General features: G+C 60.7%; 21 protein-coding genes and 3 pseudogenes. 13 read left to right on the forward strand and 11 right to left on the reverse strand.

The features are described from left to right. Positions 1–24: 24 nt before the first annotated feature. The 5 genes from prpF to BM110_RS20265 form a co-directional block, all read right to left on the reverse strand. Entirely contained in the window at positions 25–1,215 is a 1,191-nt protein-coding gene (gene prpF / locus BM110_RS20245) for a 2-methylaconitate cis-trans isomerase PrpF (RefSeq protein ID WP_093514068.1), read from the reverse strand. 9 nt (positions 1,216–1,224) lie between these two features. Next, positions 1,225–3,819 carry a Fe/S-dependent 2-methylisocitrate dehydratase AcnD gene (gene acnD, locus BM110_RS20250; protein ID WP_093514069.1) on the reverse strand — a complete coding sequence of 865 codons (2,595 nt, stop codon included), beginning with the start codon at positions 3,817–3,819 and terminating at the stop codon, positions 1,225–1,227. Positions 3,820–4,018: 199 nt separating this feature from the next. Then, on the reverse strand, positions 4,019–5,146 hold the full coding sequence (prpC, locus tag BM110_RS20255) for a bifunctional 2-methylcitrate synthase/citrate synthase (protein ID WP_092242678.1): 1,128 nt from the start codon (positions 5,144–5,146) through the stop codon (positions 4,019–4,021). 41 nt (positions 5,147–5,187) lie between these two features. Further along, positions 5,188–6,081: a methylisocitrate lyase gene (gene prpB, locus BM110_RS20260; RefSeq protein WP_021491517.1), complete on the reverse strand. Its 894-nt coding sequence runs from the start codon at positions 6,079–6,081 to the stop codon at positions 5,188–5,190. Continuing rightward, positions 6,081–6,791, reverse strand: coding sequence for a GntR family transcriptional regulator (locus BM110_RS20265; protein ID WP_058427390.1), 711 nt, complete (start codon positions 6,789–6,791; stop codon positions 6,081–6,083). The genes prpB and BM110_RS20265 overlap by 1 nt, the downstream gene beginning before the upstream one ends. A 270-nt stretch (positions 6,792–7,061) precedes the next feature. On the opposite strand from BM110_RS20265, the gene BM110_RS20270 reads away from it, so the two are divergent. The 4 genes from BM110_RS20270 (at position 7,062) to pabB (ending at position 11,565) form a co-directional block, all read left to right on the forward strand. Then, positions 7,062–7,598, forward strand: a complete 537-nt coding sequence (locus BM110_RS20270) for a retropepsin-like aspartic peptidase RloA (RefSeq protein WP_058427391.1) — start codon at positions 7,062–7,064, stop codon at positions 7,596–7,598. A 5-nt stretch (positions 7,599–7,603) separates the two neighbouring features. Beyond that, the gene (locus BM110_RS20275; RefSeq protein ID WP_092242672.1) at positions 7,604–9,136 is read left to right on the forward strand and encodes an osmotic stress tolerance membrane protein RloB; all 1,533 of its coding nucleotides are present in this window, start codon (positions 7,604–7,606) and stop codon (positions 9,134–9,136) included. Next, on the forward strand, positions 9,136–10,122 hold the full coding sequence (locus tag BM110_RS20280; RefSeq protein WP_071491420.1) for an alpha-L-glutamate ligase-like protein: 987 nt from the start codon (positions 9,136–9,138) through the stop codon (positions 10,120–10,122). Before BM110_RS20275 ends, BM110_RS20280 begins: the two co-directional genes overlap by 1 nt. A gap of 99 nt (positions 10,123–10,221) precedes the next feature. Further along, a complete protein-coding gene (gene pabB / locus BM110_RS20285; RefSeq protein ID WP_093514070.1) occupies positions 10,222–11,565 on the forward strand; it encodes an aminodeoxychorismate synthase component I in 1,344 nt (447 codons plus the stop codon). 123 nt (positions 11,566–11,688) lie between these two features. Here pabB and thrH read toward each other — a convergent pair whose 3' ends face one another. Next, positions 11,689–12,306, reverse strand: a complete 618-nt coding sequence (thrH, locus tag BM110_RS20290; protein WP_093514071.1) for a bifunctional phosphoserine phosphatase/homoserine phosphotransferase ThrH — start codon at positions 12,304–12,306, stop codon at positions 11,689–11,691. Positions 12,307–12,458: 152 nt separating this feature from the next. Here thrH and BM110_RS20295 point away from each other — a divergent pair, with 152 nt between their 5' ends. The 3 genes from BM110_RS20295 to BM110_RS20305 all read left to right on the forward strand — a co-directional run bounded on the left by BM110_RS20295 (position 12,459) and on the right by BM110_RS20305 (position 15,917). Continuing rightward, positions 12,459–13,193 carry a phosphoadenylyl-sulfate reductase gene (locus BM110_RS20295; RefSeq protein ID WP_071491423.1) on the forward strand — a complete coding sequence of 245 codons (735 nt, stop codon included), beginning with the start codon at positions 12,459–12,461 and terminating at the stop codon, positions 13,191–13,193. A gap of 467 nt (positions 13,194–13,660) precedes the next feature. Then, positions 13,661–15,187 (forward strand): NCS1 family nucleobase:cation symporter-1, encoded by a 1,527-nt coding sequence (locus tag BM110_RS20300; protein ID WP_092242649.1) that lies wholly within the window; start codon positions 13,661–13,663, stop codon positions 15,185–15,187. A 13-nt stretch (positions 15,188–15,200) separates the two neighbouring features. Beyond that, positions 15,201–15,917: an aspartate/glutamate racemase family protein gene (locus BM110_RS20305; protein ID WP_071491425.1), complete on the forward strand. Its 717-nt coding sequence runs from the start codon at positions 15,201–15,203 to the stop codon at positions 15,915–15,917. Here BM110_RS20305 and BM110_RS20310 read toward each other — a convergent pair. Continuing rightward, positions 15,898–16,827, reverse strand: coding sequence for a LysR family transcriptional regulator (locus BM110_RS20310; protein ID WP_093514072.1), 930 nt, complete (start codon positions 16,825–16,827; stop codon positions 15,898–15,900). The two genes, BM110_RS20305 and BM110_RS20310, sit on opposite strands and share 20 nt — an antisense overlap. Before the next feature lie 125 nt (positions 16,828–16,952). Here BM110_RS20310 and BM110_RS20315 point away from each other — a divergent pair, with 125 nt between their 5' ends. Continuing rightward, positions 16,953–17,699, forward strand: coding sequence for a 3-oxoacyl-ACP reductase family protein (locus BM110_RS20315; protein WP_092243314.1), 747 nt, complete (start codon positions 16,953–16,955; stop codon positions 17,697–17,699). An 85-nt stretch (positions 17,700–17,784) separates the two neighbouring features. Here the strand turns inward: BM110_RS20315 and BM110_RS20320 are convergent, their stop codons facing one another. After that, positions 17,785–18,474 (reverse strand): HAD-IA family hydrolase, encoded by a 690-nt coding sequence (locus BM110_RS20320; protein WP_093128093.1) that lies wholly within the window; start codon positions 18,472–18,474, stop codon positions 17,785–17,787. Between the two features lie 257 nt (positions 18,475–18,731). Here BM110_RS20320 and BM110_RS20325 point away from each other — a divergent pair. After that, a pseudogene (locus BM110_RS20325) lies at positions 18,732–18,983 on the forward strand (type II toxin-antitoxin system RelE/ParE family toxin); the annotation flags it as partial. Beyond that, positions 18,937–19,293 carry a helix-turn-helix domain-containing protein gene (locus BM110_RS20330; protein WP_071491428.1) on the forward strand — a complete coding sequence of 119 codons (357 nt, stop codon included), beginning with the start codon at positions 18,937–18,939 and terminating at the stop codon, positions 19,291–19,293. The pseudogene BM110_RS20325 and the gene BM110_RS20330, both read left to right, overlap by 47 nt. Positions 19,294–19,419: 126 nt before the next feature. Here BM110_RS20330 and BM110_RS20335 read toward each other — a convergent pair whose 3' ends face one another. Beyond that, a complete protein-coding gene (locus BM110_RS20335; protein WP_093514073.1) occupies positions 19,420–20,388 on the reverse strand; it encodes an SDR family oxidoreductase in 969 nt (322 codons plus the stop codon). Positions 20,389–20,481: 93 nt separating this feature from the next. Between BM110_RS20335 and BM110_RS20340 the strand changes: the two genes are divergently transcribed. The 3 genes from BM110_RS20340 (at position 20,482) to BM110_RS20350 (ending at position 23,640) form a co-directional block, all read left to right on the forward strand. Next, positions 20,482–21,366, forward strand: coding sequence for a LysR family transcriptional regulator (locus tag BM110_RS20340; RefSeq protein WP_093514074.1), 885 nt, complete (start codon positions 20,482–20,484; stop codon positions 21,364–21,366). Positions 21,367–21,420: 54 nt separating this feature from the next. After that, a complete protein-coding gene (locus BM110_RS20345) occupies positions 21,421–21,999 on the forward strand; it encodes a DUF4337 domain-containing protein (protein WP_093514075.1) in 579 nt (192 codons plus the stop codon). A gap of 144 nt (positions 22,000–22,143) precedes the next feature. Further along, positions 22,144–23,640 (forward strand): trypsin-like serine peptidase, encoded by a 1,497-nt coding sequence (locus BM110_RS20350; protein ID WP_093514076.1) that lies wholly within the window; start codon positions 22,144–22,146, stop codon positions 23,638–23,640. A gap of 377 nt (positions 23,641–24,017) precedes the next feature. On the opposite strand, the pseudogene BM110_RS29915 reads toward BM110_RS20350, so the two are convergent. Further along, positions 24,018–24,176, reverse strand: a pseudogene (locus BM110_RS29915) (DNA helicase UvrD); the annotation flags it as partial. Then, positions 24,175–24,882: pseudogene (locus BM110_RS20360) on the reverse strand (IS5 family transposase); the annotation flags it as partial. The pseudogenes BM110_RS20360 and BM110_RS29915, both read right to left, overlap by 2 nt.

Consider the following 24,882-nt stretch of genomic DNA (forward strand, 5'->3'; position numbering starts at 1 on the left):
GGTATGAAGATCCAATGTGGGTTGTTAGAAAGCGTCGCCGGGCACGAGTACGAAACCTTCCATCAGCACCCGGGCGCTGCGGCTCATGATGGCTTTCTTCACCACCCACTCGCCGTTCACCTGGGTGGCCTCTGCGCCGACGCGCAAGGTGCCGGACGGGTGCCCGAAGCGCACGGCATTGCGCTCCACACCACCGGCCGCGAGGTTGACCAGGGTGCCGGAAATCGCCGCCGCCGTGCCGATCGCCACCGCCGCCGTGCCCATCATCGCGTGGTGCAATTTGCCCATGGACAGCGCACGCACCAGCAGGTCCACATCACCCGCCTTGATCGCCTTGCCACTGGACGCCACGTAGTCGGCCGGCTTGGCCACAAACGCCACCTTCGGCGTGTGTTGGCGTTGGGCGGCTTCGTCCAGGTGCTGGATCAGGCCCATGCGCAACGCGCCATAAGCCCGCACGGTCTCGAACATTGCCAGGGCTTTCGGGTCGCTGTTGATCGCGCCTTGCAGCTCGGTGCCGGTGTAGCCGAGGTCTTCGGCGTTGATGAAGATGGTCGGGATACCGGCGTTGATCAGCGTCGCCTTGAAGGTGCCGACGCCAGGCACTTCCAGGTCGTCCACCAGGTTGCCGGTGGGGAACATCGAACCACCGCCGCCCTCTTCTTCCGCTGCCGGGTCCATGAATTCCAACTGCACTTCGGCGGCCGGGAAGGTCACGCCGTCCAGTTCGAAGTCGCCGGTTTCCTGCACCGCGCCGTCAGTGATCGGCACGTGGGCAATGATGGTCTTGCCGATGTTGGCTTGCCAGATACGCACCACAGCCACGCCGTTGTGGGGCAGGCGTGTCGGATCGACCAGGCCGGCGCTGATGGCAAAGGAACCGACCGCCGCCGACAGGTTGCCGCAGTTGCCGCTCCAATCAACGAAGGGTTTGTCGATGGAGACCTGGCCGAACAGGTAATCCACGTCGTGATCGGCGCGGGGGCTTTTGGCCAGGATCACCGTCTTGCTGGTGCTCGAGGTTGCGCCGCCCATGCCGTCGATTTGCTTGTCGTAGGGGTCGGGGCTGCCGATCACCCGCAATAGCAAGGCATCGCGTGCGGCGCCCGGCACCTGCGCCGATTCGGGCAGGTCTGTGAGGCTGAAAAACACGCCCTTGCTGGTGCCGCCACGCATGTAGGTGGCGGGGATCTTGATTTGCGCTACGTGTGCCATGGTGTCCCCTCAGGCCGTCGCCGCCGATTCCAGGAAGTCCTGGGCAAAGCGTTGCAACACCCCGCCCGCCTCGTAGATCGACACTTCTTCGGCGGTGTCGAGGCGGCAGGTCACCGGCACCTCGACACGTTCGCCATTCTTGCGGTTGATCACCAGGGTCAACTGCGCCCGCGGAGTACGCGCGCCGACCACATCATAGGTCTCGCTGCCATCGATCTTCAGGGTGTGGCGGTCGGTGCCCGGCAGGAACTCCAGCGGCAACACGCCCATGCCCACCAGGTTGGTGCGGTGGATGCGCTCGAAACCTTCGGCGGCAATCGCCTCCACACCGGCCAGCCGCACGCCCTTGGCCGCCCAGTCGCGAGACGAGCCCTGGCCGTAGTCCGCGCCGGCAATGATGATCAGCGGTTGCTTGCGCTCCATGTACGTTTCGATGGCCTCCCACATCCGCGTGACCTGGCCTTCCGGCTCGATGCGCGCCAGGGAACCCTGCTTGACCTTGCCGTTTTCCACCACCATTTCGTTGAACAGTTTCGGGTTGGCGAAGGTGGCGCGCTGCGCAGTCAAGTGATCGCCCCGATGCGTCGCGTAGGAGTTGAAGTCGACTTCCGGCAGGCCCATTTTCGCCAGGTATTCGCCGGCGGCGCTGTCGAGCATGATCGCGTTGGAGGGCGACAAGTGGTCGGTGGTGATGTTGTCCGGCAGCACCGCCAGCGGGCGCATGCCCTTGAGCGGACGGGCACCGGCCAGCGCACCTTCCCAGTAAGGTGGGCGGCGGATATAGGTGCTTTGCGGACGCCATTCGTACAGCGGCGCGACTTTCGGGCCAGTGTCTTCGTGAATGGCGAACATCGGGATGTAGACCTGGCGGAACTGCTCCGGCTTGACCGAGGCCTTGACCACTGCGTCGATCTCTTCGTCGCTCGGCCAGATGTCCTGCAGGCGGATTTCCTTGCCATTCGCGTCGAGGCCAAGCACGTCTTTCTCGATGTCGAAGCGGATGGTGCCGGCAATCGCATACGCGACCACCAGCGGCGGCGACGCGAGAAACGCTTGCTTGGCGTAGGGGTGAATACGCCCGTCGAAGTTACGGTTGCCCGAGAGCACGGCGGTGGCGTACAGGTCGCGGTCGATGATTTCCTGCTGGATCACCGGATCGAGTGCGCCGGACATGCCGTTGCAGGTGGTGCAGGCAAACGCCACCACACCGAAGCCGAGTTTTTCCAGCTCATGGCCCAGGCCGGCTTCTTCCAGGTACATCGCCACGGTTTTCGAGCCGGGTGCCAGGGACGATTTGACCCACGGCTTGCGGGTCAGCCCAAGCTTGTTGGCGTTGCGCGCCAGCAGGCCGGCGGCGATCACGTTGCGCGGGTTGCTGGTGTTGGTGCAACTGGTGATGGCGGCGATGATCACTGCGCCGTCAGGCATTTGGCCTGGCACTTCGTCCCACTGGCCGGAAATACCCTTGGACGCCAGATCGCTGGTGGCAACGCGAGCATGGGGGTTGCTCGGGCCGGCCATGTTGCGCACGACGCTGGACAGATCGAAGGTCAGCCCTCGCTCGTACTGCGCGCCCTTGAGGTCATCGGCCCACAGGCCGGTGTGGCGAGCGTACTGCTCCACCAGCGTGACTTGTTCGTCTTCGCGGCCGGTGAGCTTCAGGTAGGCGATGGTCTGTTGGTCGATGTAGAACATCGCCGCAGTCGCGCCGTATTCCGGGGCCATGTTGGAGATGGTTGCACGGTCGCCAAGCGTGAGTGCCGAAGCACCTTCGCCGAAGAACTCCAGCCAGGCGCCAACCACTTTCTGTTTACGCAGGAACTCGGTCAGCGCCAGCACCATGTCGGTGGCGGTGATGCCCGGTTGCAGCTTGCCGGTCAATTCGACGCCGACGCTTTCCGGCAGGCGCATCCACGAGGCGCGACCGAGCATCACGCTCTCGGCTTCCAGGCCGCCGACACCGATGGCGATCACGCCCAGGGCATCCACGTGCGGGGTGTGGCTGTCGGTGCCGACGCAGGTATCGGGGAAGGCCACGCCGTCGCGCACCTGGATCACCGGGGACATTTTCTCCAGGTTGATCTGGTGCATGATGCCGTTGCCGGGCGGGATCACATCGACGTTCTTGAAGGCCTTCTTGGTCCACTCGATGAAGTGGAAACGGTCTTCGTTGCGACGGTCTTCGATGACGCGGTTTTTTTCGAACGCGTCCGGGTCAAAACCACCGGCTTCGACGGCCAGGGAGTGGTCGACGATCAGTTGGGTCGGCACTACCGGGTTGACCTGGGCCGGGTCACCGCCTTGCAGGGCGATGGCGTCACGCAGGCCGGCGAGGTCGACCAGAGCGGTCTGGCCGAGGATGTCGTGGCACACCACACGCGCAGGGAACCATGGGAAGTCGAGGTCGCGCTTGCGTTCGACCAGTTGGCTCAAGGAAGCATTGAGGGTGGCTGGGTCGCAGCGGCGCACCAGGTTTTCCGCGAGGACGCGGGAGGTGTAAGGCAAGGTGGCGTAGGCGCCAGGGGTGATTGCCTCGACGGCCGCACGGGCGTCGAAGAAATCCAGGCGGCTGCCGGGAAGCGGTTTGCGGAATTCAGTGTTCATCGTCAGGACTCGGTCACGGTGATAACAAAGGGAGGACCTGCACCGATCCAGAATTGAAATGCGGTCACAATGTGGGAGGGGGCTTGCCCCCGATAGCGGTGGGTCAGTGCCCGCTGCATCAACTGACAGACAGCAATCGGGGGCAAGCCCCCTCCCACATTTGATCCGGTTAACAATTCGGGATCGTCGGCATTCCCATTCAGCGACGTTCGATTGGCACGAACTTGCGCTGCTCGACGCCGGTGTATTCGGCGCTTGGACGGATGATGCGGTTGTTGGCGCGCTGTTCGAACACATGCGCCGCCCAGCCCGTCAGGCGCGAGCACACGAAGATCGGGGTGAACAGCTTGGTCGGGATGCCCATGAAGTGGTACGCCGAGGCATGGTAGAAGTCAGCGTTGGGGAACAGCTTCTTCTGTTCCCACATGGTCTTGTCGATGGCTTCGGAGACCGGGAACAGCACCTTGTCGCCCACCTCGTCCGCAAGTTTTTTCGACCAGCCCTTGATCACTTCATTACGCGGGTCGCTGTCTTTGTAGATCGCGTGGCCAAAGCCCATGATCTTGTCCTTGCGCGCCAGCATGCCGAGGGTGCCTTCGACCGCCTCTTCAGCGGACGAGAAACGCTCGATCATTTCCATCGCCGCTTCGTTGGCGCCGCCGTGCAGCGGGCCGCGCAGCGAGCCGATGGCGGCGGTGACGCAGGAATACAGGTCGGACAGGGTCGAGGCACACACCCGAGCGGTGAACGTCGAGGCGTTGAATTCGTGTTCCGCGTAGAGGATCAGCGACACGTTCATCACCTTGACGTGCAACTCGCTGGGCTTCTTGCCGTGCAGCAGGTGCAGGAAGTGGCCGCCGATGCTCGGCTCGTCGGTCACGCAGTCGATGCGCTTGCCGTCGTGGCTGAAGCGGTACCAGTAGCACATGATCGCTGGGAAGGCAGCGAGCAGGCGGTCGGTGACGTCGCGCTGCACGCTGAAGTCTTTTTCCGGCTCGATATTGCCCAGGAACGAGCAACCGGTGCGCATTACGTCCATCGGGTGGGCGTCGGCGGGGATACGCTCCAGCACTTCCTTCAGCGCTTGCGGCAGGTCGCGCAGCTTGCCCAGCCTGGCGCTGTAGGCGGCCAGCTCGGTCTTGGTCGGCAACTCGCCGTACAGCAGCAGGTAGGCGACTTCTTCAAATTGCGCATCGGCGGCCAGTTCGCGCACGTCGTAGCCGCGATAGGTCAGGCCGGCACCCGCCTGGCCCACGGTGGACAGTGCGGTCTGCCCAGCCACCTGGCCACGCAGGCCGGCACCACTCAATACTTTTGCTTCAGCCATGTCTGTTCTCCAATCTTGAATTTATTCGGGAGTGCGCCGGGTTATTTTTTCGCGGCAAACAGCGCATCGAGCTTCTGCTCGAAGGTGTGGTAGTCGATGCGATCGTAAAGCTCCATGCGGGTCTGCATGGTGTCGATCACGTTCTGTTGGGTACCGTCGCGACGGATCGCGGTGTAGACATTCTCGGCGGCCTTGTTCATGGCGCGGAAGGCCGAAAGCGGGTACAGCACGATGGAAACATCGGCGGATTTCAACTGTTCGGTGGTGTACAGCGGCGTGGCGCCGAACTCGGTGATGTTGGCCAGGATCGGCGCTTTCACGCGGGAGGCGAACAGTTTGTACATCTCCAGCTCGGTGATGGCTTCCGGGAACACCATGTCGGCGCCGGCCTCGATGCAGGCGGCGGCACGTTCCAGCGCGGATTCCAGGCCTTCGACGGCCAGCGCATCGGTACGCGCCATGATCACGAAGCTGTCATCGGTGCGCGCATCCACGGCGGCCTTGATACGGTCGACCATTTCCTGCTGGGACACGATTTCCTTGTTCGGGCGATGACCGCAACGCTTGGCGCCCACCTGATCTTCGATATGGATGGCGGCCGCGCCGAACTTGATCATCGACTTGACGGTGCGCGCCACATTGAATGCCGAGGAGCCGAAGCCGGTGTCCACGTCCACCAGCAGCGGCAGGTCGCACACGTCGGTGATGCGGCGTACGTCGGTCAGCACATCGTCCAGGCCGGTGATGCCCAGATCCGGCACACCGAGGGAGCCAGCCGCCACCCCGCCACCCGACAGGTAGATCGCCTTGAACCCGGCGCGCTTGGCCAGCAGTGCGTGGTTGGCGTTGATCGCACCCACCACCTGCAGCGGGTGTTCACTGGCGACCGCGTCACGGAAACGCTGGCCGGGAGTCGTCTTGTTATTGGAACTCATCATTCACCTCGTGATGGGGGAGTGCCGTCCGGGAAGTGACGGGCAATATTGCGTTTGGATGCGCCGATATGCCGACGCATCAACAGTTCGGCCAGTTCACCGTCGCGATCGGCAATCGCGTCGAGAATGCGGTGGTGCTCGGCAAAGGCCTGGCGCGGACGATTGGGGGTGGCGGAAAACTGGATGCGATACATACGCACCAATTGGTACAGCTCGCCGCAGAGCATCTGGGTCAGGGTGCGGTTGCCGGCGCCCTGGATGATCCGGTAATGGAAGTCGAAATCGCCCTCCTGCTGGTAATAGCCCAGGCCGGCCTGGAAGGCTTCGTCGCGCTCGTGGGTGTGCAGCACTTGGCGCAATTCTTCGATTTCCGCGTCGGTCATGCGCTCGGCGGCCAGGCGACAAGCCATGCCTTCGAGGGATTCGCGGATTTCATAGAGTTCGATCAGTTCGTCGTGGCTCAACGACACCACCCGCGCGCCAACGTGAGGCACGCGCACCAGCAGGCGCTGGCCTTCCAGGCGGTGGATCGCCTCACGCAGCGGGCCACGGCTGATGCCGTAGGTGCGCGCCAACTCCGGCTCGGAGATCTTGCTGCCCGGGGCGATCTCGCCCTTGACGATGGCGGCCTGGATACGCCGGAAGACGTTCTCGGACATGGTCTGGGAATCGTCTTGCGCCACCACTGGGGATTCCAGCTGATCCAGCATATTGTCGACACCTTTGAAAGCAATGCCGCAAAAACTAGCCAATCAGCCCAGGATAGTCAAAGAATAAAAACACATTGTCGACAATCGTCTAATAACCAGGGTTGCACCCTATCAGGGCATGGCCGCCTGCCAGCGCTGGCGCCAAAAAAGCATCATGTTAGAATGCCCGGCACTTTTGCCTGACATCATTGGATGAAACGGCGTACGAGGGAGTTTGCGCAGCAATGCCAGTCGCCTTGAATTGAACATCGCACTGCCGCCTCGGGATCTATGAGACTCAAACCCTTCCTTCTATTGATGTGCCTGTTGACCGCACCCAGCCTCGGCGCTGCCGCCGAGAAGACCGTGTATGGCCTCAACGAATACGCCCAGTTGGCCGGTATCGATCTGGAAGTCGCCGCCAAACTGGATACCGGTGCCAAGACCGCCTCGCTCAGTGCCCGTGATATCAAGCGCTTCAAGCGCAACGGCGAATCCTGGGTGCGCTTCTACCTGGCCATCGACACCGCCCATTCCCATCCCATCGAGCGTCCCCTGGCCCGCGTCAGCAAGATCAAGCGCCGCGCCGGTGACTACGACCCCGATGAGGACAAGAACTACACCGCCCGTCCGGTGATTGCCCTGGATATCTGCATGGGCACTGCTTTACGCAGCATCGAAGTGAACTTGACTGACCGCAGCGCATTCCAATACCCGCTGCTGATCGGCTCCGAAGCGCTGAAACGCTTTGATGCGCTGGTCGACCCCAGTCTTAAATACGCAGCAGGCAAACCCGCCTGCGCCGCCGACGCTCATACCGCCGAGTAAACCGAATGCGCTCTCTGACCCTGCACCTGAAGATCCTGATCACCATCCTGGTGGTTTTGGGTATTTCGGTCACCGCTTATCAGATCTTCGTGCTGGGGATCCCCGTCACCGAGGACGCCACCGACGACTTGTGGAACATCGACGCCAAGGTCGAGTTCGTCGCCAACCCGAAAGACCCGGTAAAGATCCAGATGTTCGTGCCGCCCCTGAGCCGCGACTTCGTCAGCCTCAACGAAAGCTTCATCTCGAATAACTACGGGGTGAGCGTCAACCGCATCGACGGCAACCGCAAGGTCACCTGGTCGGCGCGCCGCGCCAAGGGTAACCAGACCCTGTACTACCGCCTGGTGCTCACCAAGCGCTACAGCGGCGAGAAGGTCAAGGTCAAAGGCCCCACCTTCCGCGACAGCATCGCCGTGGAAGGCCCGGAAAAGATTGCCGCCGAAGCCCTGCTGGCACCGATCCGCCAGCACTCGGCCGACGTCGAGACGTTTATCACCGAAGCGATCAAGCGCACCAACAACCTCAACGACGACAATGTGAAACTGCTGCTGGCGGGCGACCCTTCGACGCCACACAAGGCCAAGATCGTCGAGCTGCTGCTGTCCATCGCCCACGTGCCGGTGGAAAAGGTCCACACCATCCGCCTGGTCGCCGACCAGCCGCAAACCCCGGAACTGTGGTTGCGCAGCTTCAACGGCAATGACTGGTTGTACTTCAACCCGGAAACCGGCGAACAGGGCCTGCCCGCCGACCGCCTGCTGTGGTGGACCGGTGATGAAAACCTGATCACCGTCGAGGGCGGCAAGAAGGCCATGGTGACCTTCAGCCTGAACAACAGCGAGATGAACGCGATTCGCCTGGCCAAGCTGACCGACGAGAACACCGACGCCAACTTCCTCGAATACTCGCTGTACGGCCTGCCGCTGCAAACCCAGCAGACCTTCATGATCATGGTGATGATCCCGATTGGCGTGCTGGTGATCCTTATCCTGCGCAACCTGATCGGCCTGCAGACACTCGGCACGTTCACCCCGGTGCTGATCGCCCTGGCGTTTCGCGAGACGCAGCTTGGCTTCGGGATTGTGCTGTTTACGATTATCACGGCGCTGGGGCTGTCCCTCAGGTCGTACCTGGAACACCTGAAATTGCAGATGCTACCAAGGTTGTCGGTGGTGCTGACCTTCGTGGTAGTGCTGATTGCGGCCATCAGCCTGTTCAGCCATAAGCTGGGGCTGGAGCGCGGGTTGTCGGTGGCGCTGTTCCCGATGGTGATCCTGACCATGACCATCGAACGCCTGTCCATCACCTGGGAGGAACGCGGCGCCAACCATGCGCTGAAAGTGGCGATTGGTACGCTGTTCGCGGCGTCCCTGGCGCACCTGATCATGAGCGTGCCGGAGCTGATCTACTTCGTGTTCACCTTCCCGGCGGTCCTGCTGATCCTGGTGGGGTTCATGCTGGCCATGGGGCGTTATCGCGGTTACCGCCTGACCGAGCTGGTGCGTTTCAAGGCGTTCTTGAAGGCTGACCGGTAATGTTCGGTTTCTGGAAGACCTGGAAAGCCCTGGAAGCGCGCGGGATCATGGGCATCAACCGGCGTAACGCCGACTACGTGCTCAAGTACAACAAGCGCAGCCTGTACCCGATCGTGGATGACAAGATCATCACCAAGGAGCGCGCGCTGGCGGCCGGCATCCATGTACCGGAAATGTACGGGGTGATCAGCACCGAGAAAGAAATCGACAAGCTCGACGAGATCATCGGCGGGCGCAGCGACTTCGTGATCAAGCCGGCCCAGGGCGCCGGCGGGGACGGCATCCTGGTGGTCGCCGACCGCTTTGAAGGGCGCTATCGCACGGTGTCGGGCAAGATCATCAGCCATGAAGAGATCGAGCATCAGATTTCCAGCATCCTCACTGGCCTGTATTCCCTGGGCGGCCACCGTGATCGTGCGTTGATCGAATACCGTGTGGTGCCCGACCAGATCTTCAAGAGCATCAGCTATGAAGGCGTGCCGGACATTCGCATCATCGTGCTGATGGGCTACCCGGTGATGGCGATGCTGCGCTTGCCGACCCGCCAGTCGGGCGGCAAGGCCAACCTGCACCAGGGTGCAATTGGCGTCGGCGTGGACCTCGCCACCGGCCTGACCCTGCGCGGCACCTGGCTGAACAACATCATTACCAAACACCCCGACACCACCAATGCGGTGGATGGCGTGCAGTTGCCCAACTGGGACGGTTTCATGAAGCTCGCCGCCGGCTGCTATGAGCTGTGCGGGCTGGGCTATATCGGCGTGGACATGGTGCTGGACCAGGAAAAAGGCCCGTTGATCCTGGAACTGAATGCGCGGCCTGGGCTGAATATCCAGATTGCCAATGACTGCGGCCTGACCCTGCGCACCCATGCGGTGGAAGCACGGTTGGAAGCGCTGAACGCCGCTGGCGTGACGGAAACCCCGGAAGAACGGGTGAAGTTCGTGCAGGAAATGTTTGGGCATATTCCCCCCGTCGAAGGCTGATCAGGTCTTCAATCTGTCTATCCCCGACATCCCCCCTAGGAGCAAATCCTACGGGGGACTACAATCCCCTCCCCCGCGCCAATGGCTGATCCACCCCGCATGTTGACCTGCTCCGTACACCCGCTGCCCTACCGGGCCAACCCCGCCGAGTATTTCGCGGCGATTCGCCATGCGCCTGGCGCAGTGCTGCTGGACAGCGGCCGACCGGCAGCCGAGCGCGGACGGTATGACCTGTTGAGCGCGTGGCCACACACGACATTGACGGTATCGCACGACGAAAGCGGCAGTGATTTCCTGCAACGCTTGCGTGCAAATCTTACGCAGTTGGGCGAGGCGGATCTGCCTGCTGGTTATGAGCTGCCGTTTGCCGGTGGGTTGATCGGTTACCTGAGCTATGACTTTGGCCGACACCTGGAGCACATGCCGCACCTTGCCGCGGATGACCTGCACCTGCCGGATGCGCGCTTCGGGCTGTATGCCTGGGCATTGATCAGTGATCATCAGGCGCAGACCAGCCAGCTCGTGTTTCATCCGACACTGGCCGATAGCGAGCAGCAACGCTTGATCACTCTGTTCGGCCAGCCGGTAGCCGACAGCGCGGCAATCTTCAAGTTGAACGGTCCCATGGCGCCGGACCTCACCGCCGAGGCCTACCGCCAGGCTATCGTGCGCATCCAGGATTACATCCAGGCCGGCGACTGCTACCAGGTGAACTTTGCCCAGCGTTTCCGGGCCCCGTGCATCGGCGATCCATGGGTCGCTTACTGCGCCCTGCGCGAAGCCTGCCCGACGCCGTTCTCCGGGTTCCAGAGCCTGCCGGACGACGGCGCGGTGCTGAGCCTGTCGCCAGAGCGTTTCGTGCACATCAGCAAACGCCAGGTCGAAACCCGCCCCATCAAAGGCACCCGCCCACGCGGCCTGACGCCTGAGGAAGACGCCGCCAACGCCGCCGAACTGCTGGCCAGCCCCAAGGACCGCGCCGAAAACCTGATGATTGTCGACCTGCTGCGCAACGACCTGGGGCGCACCTGCCGCACCGGCTCGGTCAGCGTGCCGGAGCTGTTCAGCCTGGAAAGCTACCCCAACGTGCACCACCTGGTGAGCAGCGTCATCGGCGAGCTGGCCGACGGCAAGGACGCGCTCGACCTGATCGCCGGCAGCTTCCCCGGCGGCTCCATCACCGGCGCGCCGAAGATCCGCGCGATGCAGATCATCGACGAGCTGGAGCCGACTCGCCGTGGGTTGTACTGCGGCTCGCTGGTGTATCTGGATGTGCGCGGCGAGATGGACAGTTCCATCGCCATTCGCAGTTTGCTGGTGAAGGATGGCCAGGTTTGTTGCTGGGGCGGCGGCGGGATTGTCGCGGACTCGGAATGGGAGGCGGAGTACCAGGAGTCGCTGACGAAGGTGCGGGTGTTGTTGGAGACACTGGACGGTTTGTAGTGACTGGGCTGGCCTCTTCGCGGGCAAGCCCGCTCCCACATTTGACTGCATTCTCATGATGGAACTCGGTCAAGTGTGGGAGCTGGCTTGCCTGCGAAGAGGCCATCAGCCGCGCTGAAAGCCTTACAGGCTCAACGACCGATTCGAGGCCTTGATGAATTCTTTCTTCAAATCCTCGAAGGTATGCACCGCCGGGAATTGCGGGAATTCGCGAATCACGTTTTCCGGCGCGTGGAACAGAATCCCACAGTCGGCTTCGCCCAGCATGGTGGTGTCGTTGTAGGAGTCGCCGGCGGCGATCACGCGGTAGTAGAGGGTCTTGAAGGCCAATACCGACTGGCGCTTCGGATCTTTCTGGCGCAGTTGGTAACTCACCACACGGTCAGTTTCGTCGGTAATCAGCCGGTGGCACAGCAGGGTCGGGAAACCCAGCTGACGCATCAGCGGCTGGGAGAATTCGTAGAAGGTGTCGGACAGGATCACCACCTGGAAGCGCTCGCGCAGCCAGTTGACGAACTCGACGGCGCCATCCAGCGGTTTGAGGGTGGCGATCACTGCCTGGATGTCGGCGAGCTTGAGCCCGTGCTCGTCGAGGATGCGCAGGCGCTGCTTCATCAGCACGTCGTAGTCGGGAATGTCCCGAGTGGTGGCGCGCAGGGATTCAATACCGGTTTTTTCGGCGAAGGCGATCCAGATTTCCGGAACCAGTACCCCTTCCAGGTCGAGACAGGCAATTTCCACAAGACACTCCCCTATAGATGTTGTTGGTTGAGCGAGCAAAAGGACTGCCGAACTCTAGCGATTCATGCTCGCCGCCGCAACGCAGGGCGGATTTTGATACCATCGCTCCCCTATAGAGCGCTCAGCGCCACTGACCTGTAGGAACCGTCCTGATGAACCAAGCCTTCGACGTCGCTGAACTTGCCGCGACTTATGCCAACAAATCCGCCCAGGACATTCTCAAGCTGGCCTTCAACCAGTTCGGTGATGACCTGTGGATTTCCTTCAGCGGCGCCGAGGACGTGGTGCTGGTAGACATGGCCTGGAAGCTGAACAAGAACGTCAAGGTGTTCAGCCTCGACACCGGGCGCTTGCACCCGGAGACCTATCGGTTCATTGAGCAGGTGCGCGAGTTCTACAAGATCGATATCGAGTTGATCTCGCCGGACCAGAGCAAGCTGGAACCCTTCGTCAAAGAGAAAGGCCTGTTCAGCTTCTATAAGGACGGCCACGGCGAATGCTGCGGCGTACGCAAGATCGAACCGCTGCGCCGTAAACTCGCCGGCGTCACTGCCTGGGCCACCGGCCAGCGCCGCGACCAGAGCCCCGGCACCCGCAGCCAGGTAGCGGCGCTGGAAATCGACACGGCCTTCTCTACCCCGGAACGCACCCTGTACAAGTTCAACCCGCTGGCGCAGATGACCAGTGAGGAAGTCTGGGGTTACATCCGCATGCTGGAGCTGCCTTACAACAGCCTGCATGAGCGCGGCTTTATCAGCATCGGCTGCGAGCCCTGCACCCGCCCGGTGTTGCCGAACCAGCATGAGCGTGAAGGTCGCTGGTGGTGGGAGGAAGCCACGCAGAAGGAATGCGGGTTGCATGCGGGGAATATCATCAGCAAGGCCTGAAGTTGCGCTGTAAAAAATGTGGAAGGGGGCTTGCCCCCGATAGCGGTGGGTCAGCCAGGTCAATAGTGACTGACACTCCGCAATCGGGGGCAAGCCCCCTCCCACATTTGAGTTATGTTAGCCACTGAACGTGTACACACATATGTAACCATCGGTGCCATTTATGTGTGCAATCCAGCTTGTTGCGCACCATTACGTAACACCTCTCCCCTCCTGCCTTTTGTCTTTACAAATAGCCCGGTTCCCAACAAAAAATAAATAACTGTTCAAACGGTCAATTTATATCGCTTTGAATTCAGCTAGTTATTCAATAAACCTATAAAAACGAAATTACCCCAGGTTTTCATAGATCAAAAACTGGCACGCAAGTGGCTTAAGGTGAAACACGCTTTGTATACAATAAATACAAAACATACATACACTTTGCCATCTGCGGCCTGGCTGCCGATGTGCTGGAGCCTGCCGGAATGCGTACAAGCCTCTCGAATAACATCGCACTGGATCTGCCCTCCTCCCTGAAGCCCGAAGCCATCGAGCCCGGCCCCCTGGTGCTGAGCCCACGCCTGCACAACAAGGACCTGGCGCCCACCAAGATTGAAGGCCGGCGCTGGGGTCGCTATAGCATCTTTGCGCTGTGGACCAATGACGTGCACAACATCGCCAACTACTCGTTCGCCATTGGTTTGTATGCGCTGGGCCTGGGCGGCTGGCAGATTCTGTTGTCTCTCGGCATCGGTGCGGCGCTGGTGTACTTCTTCATGAACCTGTCGGGTTATATGGGCCAGAAAACCGGTGTGCCGTTTCCAGTGATCAGCCGTATCAGCTTCGGCATTCATGGCGCGCAGATTCCGGCGTTGATCCGCGCGGTGATTGCGATTGCCTGGTTCGGCATCCAGACCTACCTGGCGTCGGTGGTGTTCCGCGTGTTGCTGACGGCGATTCATCCCGGCTTTGCCGAATACGACCACAATTCGATCCTGGGCCTGTCGTCCCTCGGCTGGGTGTGTTTCGTGGCAATCTGGCTGGTGCAATTGGTGATCCTGGCCTACGGCATGGAAATGGTACGCCGCTACGAAGGCTTCGCCGGACCGGTGATTTTGCTCACCGTGGCGTCGTTGGCCGGTTGGATGTATTTCCAGACCGGCGGGACTATCGCCTGGTCGATCCGCGAGCCGCTGAGCGGCGGCGAGATGTGGCGCAATATCTTTGCCGGCGGCGCGCTGTGGCTGGCGATCTACGGCACGCTGATCCTCAATTTCTGCGACTTCGCCCGCTCCTCGCCGTGCCGCAAGACCATTCAGGTGGGTAACTTCTGGGGCCTGCCAGTGAATATCCTGGTGTTTGCCGCGATCACCGTGCTGCTGTGCGGCGGGCAATTCCAGCTAAATGGCCGAGTCATCGAAAGCCCGACCGAGATCATCGCGGCCATCCCGAGTACTTTCTTCCTGGTGCTGGGCTGTCTGGCGTTCCTGATCGTCACCGTGGCGGTGAACATCATGGCCAACTTTGTCGCGCCGGCCTTTGTGCTGAGCAACCTGGCGCCCAAGTACCTGAACTTCCGTCGCGCCGGGTTGATCAGCGCCACCGTGGCGGTGCTGATCCTGCCGTGGAACCTCTACAACAGCCCCCTGGTGATCGTGTACTTCCTGTCCGGCCTGGGCGCGCTGCTGGGGCCACTGTATGGGGTGATCATGGTCGATTACTGGTTGATCCGTAAAAGCCAGGTGGACGTGCCGCAGTTGTACAGCGAAGACCCGCGCGGCGTTTATTACTACAGCCGTGGAGTCAATTTGCGTGCGGTGGCAGCGTTTATTCCTGCGGCGGTGATCGCCATTCTCCTGGCCTTGTTACCGGGTTTTGCCAACGTGTCACCGTTTTCCTGGATGTTTGGCGCCGGTATTGCAGGGCTGTTGTACTTGCTGATCGCCAAGCGCCAGCCGTTCTACGCCGATGTCAGCGGCGAAAGCATTGCCGTCGATAACGTCAGTCATTAATCAAGGACCTTCCATGCGTATCCTCGTGGTCAACGTCAACACCACCGAATCCATCACTGAAACCATCGCCCAGCAAGCGCGCGCCGTGGCTGCGCCGGGCACCGAGATTGTCGGGCTCACGCCGTACTTCGGCGCCGAATCGGTGGAGGGCAACTTTGAAAGCTATCTGGCGGCCATCGCGGTGATGGACCGGGTGATGGCCTATGACCAGCCGTTTGATGCAGTGATCCAGGCCGGGTACGGCGAGCATGGTCGTGAAGGCTTGCAGGAATTGCTCAACGTGCCGGTGGTGGACATCACCGAAGCCGCCGCCAGCACCGCGATGTTCCTGGGTCACGCCTACTCGGTAGTGACCACCCTGGACCGCACGGTGCCGCTGATCGAAGACCGCCTGAAACTGGCCGGCCTGTACCAGCGCTGCGCCTCGGTGCGCGCCAGTGGCATGGCGGTGCTGGAGTTGGAAGAAAACCCGCTGGCAGCGATGGAGGCCATCGTGCGCCAGGCGGAACTGGCCATCAGCGAAGACAAGGCCGAGGTGATCTGCCTGGGCTGTGGCGGCATGGCCGGGCTGGATGAGCAGATTCGCCAGCGCACCGGTGTGCCGGTGGTGGATGGGGTGACAGCGGCGGTGACCATTGCCGAGTCGCTGGTGCGGCTGGGGTTGTCGACGTCGAAGATCAGGACTTACGCAACGCCAAGGGCGAAAAAAGTCATCGGTTGGCCGCGCTGAAGCGTTGGTTCAACTGCTGCTCGGCGAATTGCTCGATGATGAAATCCACAAACGCGCGGGTCTTGCCGGGCAGCAGTTTGTGTTCGGCGTAGTAGATGGAGATGTTGCCGTCGTCGACGTACCAGTCGGGCAGCACTCGAACCACCGCACCGCTGTCCAGGAATGGCACGGCCATAGGCATGCTCACCAAGGCGACGCCCAGGCCTTGGGCGCTGGCGCAGCAGGCGGCTTCGGAATCGCTCATGGTCATGCTCGGTCTAAGCACCAGCGGGCGGTGTTCACGCTCGGTACTGGTCAATTGCCAGGAGCGCACGCGTCCGGTCTGCGGTGAACGGATGAGAATCCCGTGGCAACGCGCCAGGTCTTCGGGCACCCGCACCGGGGGATGCTGCGCCAGGTAGTCCGGTGACGCCACCAGCACGCGATGGGCCGGGGTCAACTTGCGCGCCACCACTCCCTGGGGCAGCTCGAAGCCACCACCGATGGCGGCATCGAAGCCCTGGCCGATCAGGTCGACCTGGCGGTTATCGAAATGCCAGTCCGGGCTGATGTCCGGGAAGCGGCGCATGAACGCGTCCAATAGCGGCACCACGTAGCGATTGCCAAACACCGTACCCATGCTCACTTTCAATGTGCCCACCGGCCGCCCTTCAGCGCTGGCCAGGTTGGCCACGGCGTTCTGGATGGTGGTAAGGCTGCCGCTGACCTCTTCGAGAAACAGCTTGCCGGCTTCGGTGAGGGTAAGGCGCCGGGTGCTGCGCTGGAACAGGCGTACGCCCAAACGCGCTTCGAGCTTGGCGACACTTTTGCCCACCGCCGCCGGTGTCAGGCTCAGGTGCCGCGCCGCTTCGGCAAAGCTGCCACCTTCGGCGCTGCGCACGAAACATTCGATACTGCCAAAGCTTTCCATATCGACCACTCTAAACTTTTGGTTTACACAGACTATAGCAATCCTGGTCTACCGGGAGGGGCTGGCGAGGTCGATACTCGGTTCCAACAACAAGGCATCCCGCCTTGAACAGCTTGGAGATCGACATGACCACCCAAAACCTCAGCGGCAAAGTCGCCTTGATTCAAGGCGGTTCTCGCGGCATCGGCGCCGCCATCGTCAAACGTCTTGCCGCGCAGGGCGCAGCCGTTGCCTTTACCTACGTCAGCTCGGCCGCCAAGGCCGAAGAACTGCAGAACAGCGTGATCAGCGAAGGCGGCAAAGCCCTGGCGATCCATGCCGACAGCGCCGATGCCGATGCGATACGCAATGCGGTCAACGCCACCGTCGAAGCCTTTGGGCGTCTGGATATACTGGTGAACAACGCCGGCGTGCTGGCCATCGCGCCGCTGGAGGATTTCAAGCTGGAAGACTTTGACCAGACCCTGGCAATCAACGTACGCAGCGTGTTTATCGCAACCCAGGAAGCGGCCAGGCATATGGGTGAAGGCGGCCGCGTGATCAATATCGGCAGCACCAATGCCGAACGCATGCCGTTTGGTGGCGGTGGCCCATATGCGATGAGCAAGGCAGCGCTGGTGGGCTTGACCAAGGGCCTGGCGCGGGATCTGGGGCCACGGGGGATCACCATCAACAACGTGCAACCTGGGCCGGTGGACACCGATATGAACCCGGCCAACAGTGATTTTGCCGAGAGTCTGATTGGGTTGATGGCGGTGGGGCGGTATGGGCATGTGGAGGAGATTGCCAGTTTTGTGGCTTACCTCGCAGGACCGGAAGCGGGCTATATCACCGGTGCAAGCTTGACCATCGATGGTGGCTTCAGCGCCTAGGGCTTCCTGAACACTGCAAATCAAATGTGGGAGGGGGCAAGTCGAATCGTCGCACCGCCCCTCCCACATTTTCAACCGCGATCAATCAGGTTCGAGGTGGCAGGCCGTAGGCCGCCAGGTCAAAATCCGCGAGCTTGCGGATGATCTGGTCGGCGTGGTGGTACTTGCTGTCGGCCATGGCTTCATCCGGCACAGCGATGGCGGTCATATGGGCAGCTTTGGCAGCAGTGACGCCGAAGGGTGAGTCTTCGAACACCAGGCAATCCTCGGGCGCAACGCCCAGGCGGCGGGCGGCGGTGAGGAAGATGTCTGGCGCGGGTTTGGCGGCGCCCACTTCCGGGTCGTCAGCGGTGACGATGGTGTCGAACAGGCCAAACCATTCGCGGTGCAAGGTGGTCTTGTGGCCAAACGAATTGCGCGACGAACTGGTGCCCACGGCAATCGGGATATTGTGCGCCTTCAAGTGCCGCACCAAGGCTTCGGCGCCGGGCATGCCCAAGGCCTTGGGGAAACGCTCGCTCATCAGCGGTTCGCGGATCTCCAGGAATTGAGCCGGTGTGATCGGCAGGTCCAGCGCCTTCACCACGTAGTCCGCCAGGTCCTGGGCACCACGCCCGATGATGTGCTGCTTGATGCCCCAGTCGTAGGTGCGGCCGTAGCGCTCGGCGATGATTTGCGTGACTTCGGTATAGATGCCTTCAGTGTCCAGCAACAACCCGTCCATATCGAAAATCACGGCCTTGATCGGACCGACTGCGGTACGCGGTGCATTCATCACGACAACCCAAGGGAAAGACTAAAAGGATTCAGCACAATAGCGGTGCGGGTCCCATGCAGGCAACCGCCATGACTTTGTATCGATTCGATTCCCGAGTTGATGGCCCTTCATATCAGTGCCTCATAACTGGCAACAGTTATACCGGTCGGTGTGTGCGGCGACCGTCTACGGTTTGTGAGGGCAGCGCGAACCGCCACTGGCCGGCGTCTGAAAATATCGCTTGATAACCTTATAAAAGACTTATTAATCTTCCAATGAACTCCATCCACTGGACTAGAAAATCCGTAAAGCAACTGCTTCGGTTGCATACGTATCATCAGCAACAGGTACGCGATGCGGTGTCAGCGCTTGAGCGCATGCCCGAGGCAGCCAACGTCAAGGCATTGGTCAATTACCCCCATGGTTATCGCTTGCGCGTGGGTAATTACCGAGTCCTTTTCGATTGGGATCGCGATATCCATGTGGTCAGCATTGAAGAGGTCAAGAAGCGTGACGAGCGAACCTACTGCCGTACAGATCATCCACAATACGGAGGGCAAGCCAGCCTTTGTGGTGATTCCCTATGAACATTATCTGGCCCGGCAGAACGATCCAAATCTGATTCCCCATGCGGTGGTAAGCCGCCTGGTGGATGGGGCAACCCCTATCCGTGCATGGCGCGAACACCTGAACCTGACCCAGGAAGAGGTTGCCAAACGCCTGGGCATTTCCCAATCCGCATTTGCCCAACAAGAGTCGGTGAACAAACCTCGCCGTGCAACGCGGGAAAAAATTGCCAAGGCCTTCGGCATCAACGCCAGTCAACTGGAGCTATAAAGCGTAACTCTGGAAAATCCGCGCCCTCAGCCCACCCATTGCAGCCCTTGCTCAAGGCTTCCACCTGGATCCGCGCATGGGCCAGTGCCGTAGAGGGCGATGCCACAGGCCACTTCGAGCTAAACTTCACACCGCCCGAGGCAGGCACCCCATGCCGGCCAGGGTCGTCTCCACCGCTTCATCCAGCGGCGTGCAAGGTTCAGCGCCCAATACCGCAACCAGCCGCGTGTTATCGAGCAGCACAGGGGTTTGCCACAGGTAACGCATCTCCAGCATTTCACGGAAGGTGACGACAAAGGGCGAAGCTATTTTGAGCAGCCACCAGGGGAACATCCTGACGACAGGCTGTTGCCCCGTCCTACGCAGCACCACGCGCTGGATCGCCCGGCTCAGCTGTGTGCCATCCGTGTCCACCTGCCCCGCCATATGAAAACGCGCGAACGCCTCCAGGGTTTCACGGCGCTCGAGCAGTTCAACCATCGTACGCGCCACATCGGGCAGGTACGCCCACTGATGGGCCACACCTGGCGCACCCGGATAATTGACGCTGCGCACAAGGTTGCCAGGTTTGACCAAGCCCTGGGAAAACCAGCTGTTGGCCGCCTGCGCACCGAAAAAGTCACCGGCGCGCACGATCAGCACCCGCGCCCCGTTGCCTGAAGCTTCGTATAAACGCTGCTCCAGTTGCACACGGATCGCGCCCTTGCGGGTTTGCGGATGTTGGGGAGAGTCTTCGTGCAGCACAGGAAACGCGTCCGGCCCGAAGTTGTAGACGGTACCGGGCAATACAATGGTGGCGCCTTCAGCAACGGCCGCCGCGATGCTGTTGTCGATCATCGGCAGCACCCGCTCGGCCCAGTGCCGATAGCCCGGCGGGTTGACCGCGTGCACGATCACTTCACAGCCTCGGGCTGCAGCAAGTACGTCATCGCGGTTGAGTGCATCACCCTCAAGCCAGTCAAATGCGGCGTTCTGGCCACGGGCCTTGTCGACATCACGGGTCAACGCACGTACCTGCCAACCCGCCGCGAGCAGCTGCCGTGCGACTTCGCCACCAATGCCACCGGTTGCACCCAACACCAATACTTTGTTCATCACACTCTCCCACAGGGGTTGATGGGGACATTTTCTGCGTGCCGGCGCTATAGAGGAATTGTCGAAGATCGCCCAGGCGCTATACATTTATGCATGGCAATGAATATTGGTTGGGAGCTTTACCGGTCGTTCCTCGGCGTTTTCCGAGAAGGATCGTTGTCGGGAGCCGCGCGGCAACTCGGCATTACACAGCCCACGGTCGGCCGGCACATTGCCGCGCTGGAAACGGCGCTGGGCGTGGTGCTGTTTACCCGTTCACCGAGCGGCTTGTTGCCCACGGCGGTAGCCCGGACCCTGCGCGCCCACGCCGAAACCATGGAACGCACAGCGGCGGCACTTGAGCGTGCAGCGTCTGCCCAGGGTGATGAAGTGCGCGGCGTGGTGCGCGTGTCCGCCAGTGAAGTGATCGGCGTGGAAGTGCTGCCGCCGATCCTCACGCAAGTGCGCCAGGCACACCCGCACCTCAAGGTCGAACTGGTGCTGACCAACCGCCTGAGCGACCTGTTGCAACTGGAAGCCGACATCGCCGTGCGCATGGTCCGCCCCAGCCAGGAGCAACTGCTGGCGCGACGCATCGGCTTGATCGAAGTGGGCCTGCATGCCCGCGACGATTACCTGCAGCAACACGGCACGCCCCTGTTGATGCAGGACCTGGCCGGCCACTCAGTGATCGGTTTCGACCAGGAAAACGCATTTATCCGCAGCCTGGCCATCACGGGCTTCGAGCGCAGCGCCTTCGCCCTCAGCAGCGACAGCGACCTGGCACAATTGGCGCTGATCCGCGCCGGTGCCGGTATCGGCGGCTGCCAGGTCCAACTGGCCAAGCGCGATCCCTGCCTGCGCCGGGTCCTGCCAGAAGGCTTTGCACTCAAGCTGGACACCTGGGTGACCATGCACGAAGACCTGCGCAACAGCCCGCGCTGCCGCGTGATGTTCGATGCCCTGGTGGAAGGTTTGCAGCGTTACGTACAGGATTGAGACAGCTTCACTGGTGAAGAATCAGACTCCCTCAGTCCCTTCACAGACGCCCCCATGCCCGAAGCCTTCGAAGTCCCCAGCCCCCACGGAAAACACATCGAACACACCACCGAACATGCCCACGGCCGTGGTGACACCTTCGCCAGCCGCATCGCCGTGATGACCGCGCTCATGGCCACCCTCGGCGCCATGCTCAGCTACCAGGCCGGCTCCACCGAAAGCGAAGCGGCAATGGACAAGAACAACGCCGCCATCTTCAAGACCGAAGCCGCCAACCAGTGGAACTACTACCAGGCCAAATCCAGCCGGCAAAACCTGGCAGAACTGGCCACCCACATTCCCGGCGTGGACGCGGTGCATTACAAGGAAGAGATAGAGCGCTACAGAAGCCAGAAGGAAGACGTGCGCAAACAGGCCGAAAAGCTTGAGACCACGTCAAAGCAATGGGATGAAAAGTCGGAACAGGCGCTGCACCAGCACCATCGCTGGGCCCAGGCGATGACCGCGATTCAGATCGCGATTTCGCTGGCGGCGATTACTTTGCTGACCAGGCGGGAATGGTTGAAACGCCTGTCGTATACGGCGGCGGGTGTCGCGGTGGTGCTGGGCAGCCTGGCGTGGCTGCATATCTGAGACGATGCAGTCAAAAGGTGGTGACGCCATGATCACTGGGATCAGCACCTTCTCTCAAGGGCTCACGCAATAGTCCTGTATGGCACTTGCCATGGCCTGATTGGGTAGTTTCAGCCAATCAATGACTTCCTTGTCGGGGCCCTTATGTCACGTACTCACAGCGCTTGCGTTTTCCTGTATCTCCTATTGCTCAGCATCGTCTGGCCCTGCCACGCCAGAGACCTGGCCGAAGGACTTACCGAACAGTCACCGTCCATGGCACTTGAGAATAAACACCACCGTTACCCGCAATGGACCGGCATCGGTTCACTGAAAAACGCCTTAGGCCAGACCTGCAATGCCGTTCTGCTTGACACTCATGATCGCCGGGGCAAGGCCACCGGTCCGGCTTATGTGCTGACCAGCGGGCACTGCGTGTTCTTCAGCTACGGTACGGCGCTCCTGCGCCGGGCGTTCACCGCCGATGTCACCTTCAATTACTTTCATGACACACCTGAGCGGCATGTCACCTACGCCGTCAAAACAGCACATTGGAGCAGCATGGCGGGCACCGATTTAGCCGTGCTCGAACTGGATACGTCACTGGCCGCGCTGGTGGCCAGCGGGATCATGCCACTCAGGCTGGCATCTCAACGTCACACGTCGGATCGAGAAGTGATCAATGTGGGAGCGCCGACCGGGTTTCTGAAAAAGGGACTACGCATGAGCGCCTGCGTGGAGTCGACTATCAACAGTTTTGCCGAACAACCCGGTGTGTTCCCCAACGCCTTGCGCAACCGCTGCAACGGTCTGCGCCCAGGCAGCTCCGGCAGTCCGATGCTGGACCGGAATACCAATGAAATCACCAGTATCATCAGCAAGGTCGCGTCCGCCATTCAGAAGGACATTCTCAATAGCTGTCAGAACAACTCGGTGTGTGAAGCCGCCAAATTCAACTACAGCTATCCCGCCAACCACTTGTACTACTGCTTTGTAGACGGTGTGTTCCGTAATGACACCCCGACCTGCCAGCTCAAGGCCGTTGAAATCACGCTGGACGAACCATGGAACCTGAAGCCGTATGTGCATTTACAACGTGATGCCGCCGGCCAAATAACCCGTCCAACCTGGAACCTGAGATTCTCGATCCAGGAGCCGTTCTACCGATTCAAGGCCGTAAATGACATCAACGATTGTGCACGCACCCACGGCTACCAAGTCGCCGCCGCCTCTGACGAGGCCTACATCGACCAGTCCATCGGCCCCGTGCTGGGGCCGCATGTGCTGTGCATACTCGGCGTGCAAAAGGCCGAGCAACCGCTGACCGAAGCACTCCTGCGCAATGTATTCACCCATTCGGTCTTCCTGACCAACCCCGCACCGGCACCGCAGATCAAGCACCGCTATCACATCGCCTGGGAAAACCAGCACAGCGGTTTTAGCCAGCATTACTACTACAGCGTGCATTCGGCGAGCAGGACCACCTGTGGCGATATTGACGATGAACGCTACACCCTGGCCATGGATGGCATTTTCCTGGAAATAGCAGAGCTGCCGGTCACGTTATGCAGCTATGCACGCAACGGTGTTGGGCAACCGTCAGCCATTCGCACAGACATGATCGAAAGCGCAACGGTTCGTTCGCAGCATCATGCCAGGTGAGGCAGCAAGCCCTTTTCAGCAACCTTTGATGAAATTCGGGTATGAGAATAGGCAATGCCCAAAAGGCACCACTCGACCGGGGCACAGATGGGGGTAGGCTGCGAAATCGAGAGCAAAAAAAATCCCGCAGAGCGTCTAACTCGCGGGATTTCTTCAAGAATTTGGCGGTGAAGGAGGCAGGCATGGCGGAGAGAGTGCCACCACAATGGTCCGTTTCCACCCACCCCATGAAGGCTCACAAAGCCCTGAATAGACAGGTGGCACAAGCCATGCCGGGAGATGAAGATACCTCTTAACGGCCCACACCCACCCAAACAATCCCGTCACAAACGGGGGTACGGACGGGGGTAAAATCGCCAACACTGTCAATCCGACACCTACCATTTCAGTATCGGCGAGCTTGAGCAGATGACAAGTTGCTTGCTGCCACGAGTCATTGCGACATAGAGGTTCTTTGCATTCATCTTTTCTGGCTCAAGAATGACGGCTACGTCCGCCTCAAGTCCTTTCAACAACAAGGTACTTCCCACAGACCTAGGCTCTGTACGAAAAGAGATGTCGCAAACACCGTATGGAACAAGCCTGTGAGACCATTGCGGCATAGCTTTTCGCGAGCTTGTCGAAGCGTGTCACGATGCGGCGGTTCTCTTTCAGCCAGCCAAACATGCGCTCGATGATGTTGCGCTGTCGGTACTTGGGCCGATCAAACAGTCTGGGTAAGCCGGGCTTGGGTTTGCGTTTCATTGAGCGTAGCGGGATGACGGGCTGCATTCGATATTGATCGCAGTAGCGGCGAAGCGCTTCGGCGTCATAGCCTTTGTCGGCAAGCAGCCATTTGCAGCGCTTGCGTGGGCGACCTCGTTGGCCTGATGGAATGCTGACGTCGTCCAGCAGTGGTTGGGCGTAACTAATGTCACTGGCTTGACCGCCAGAGAGGAGGAAGCGCAACGGTGTCCCGTTGGCATCGCAGAGCATGTGAATCTTGGTTGTCAGGCCACCGCGACTACGGCCTAGAGCGTGATCGGCAGGCTCGTCAGGCCCCCTTTTTTCCCGGCGCCAGAAGAGGCTCGGGTTGCACGTACTGCGGTTGAGTCGATCATCCAGGTTTGCACATCGATCAAGCCTTGCTCATTCAGTCTCAGGTGCAAGCGTTTGAGCATCTGATCGAAGGTGCCCTGGTTTCGCCAACCCCGGAACCGTTGATACACCGTTGACCATGGGCCGAAGCGTTCCGGCATATCT

Source organism: Pseudomonas sp. NFPP28, assembly GCF_900115535.1.
Taxonomy (GTDB): Bacteria; Pseudomonadota; Gammaproteobacteria; order Pseudomonadales; family Pseudomonadaceae; genus Aquipseudomonas; species Aquipseudomonas extremorientalis.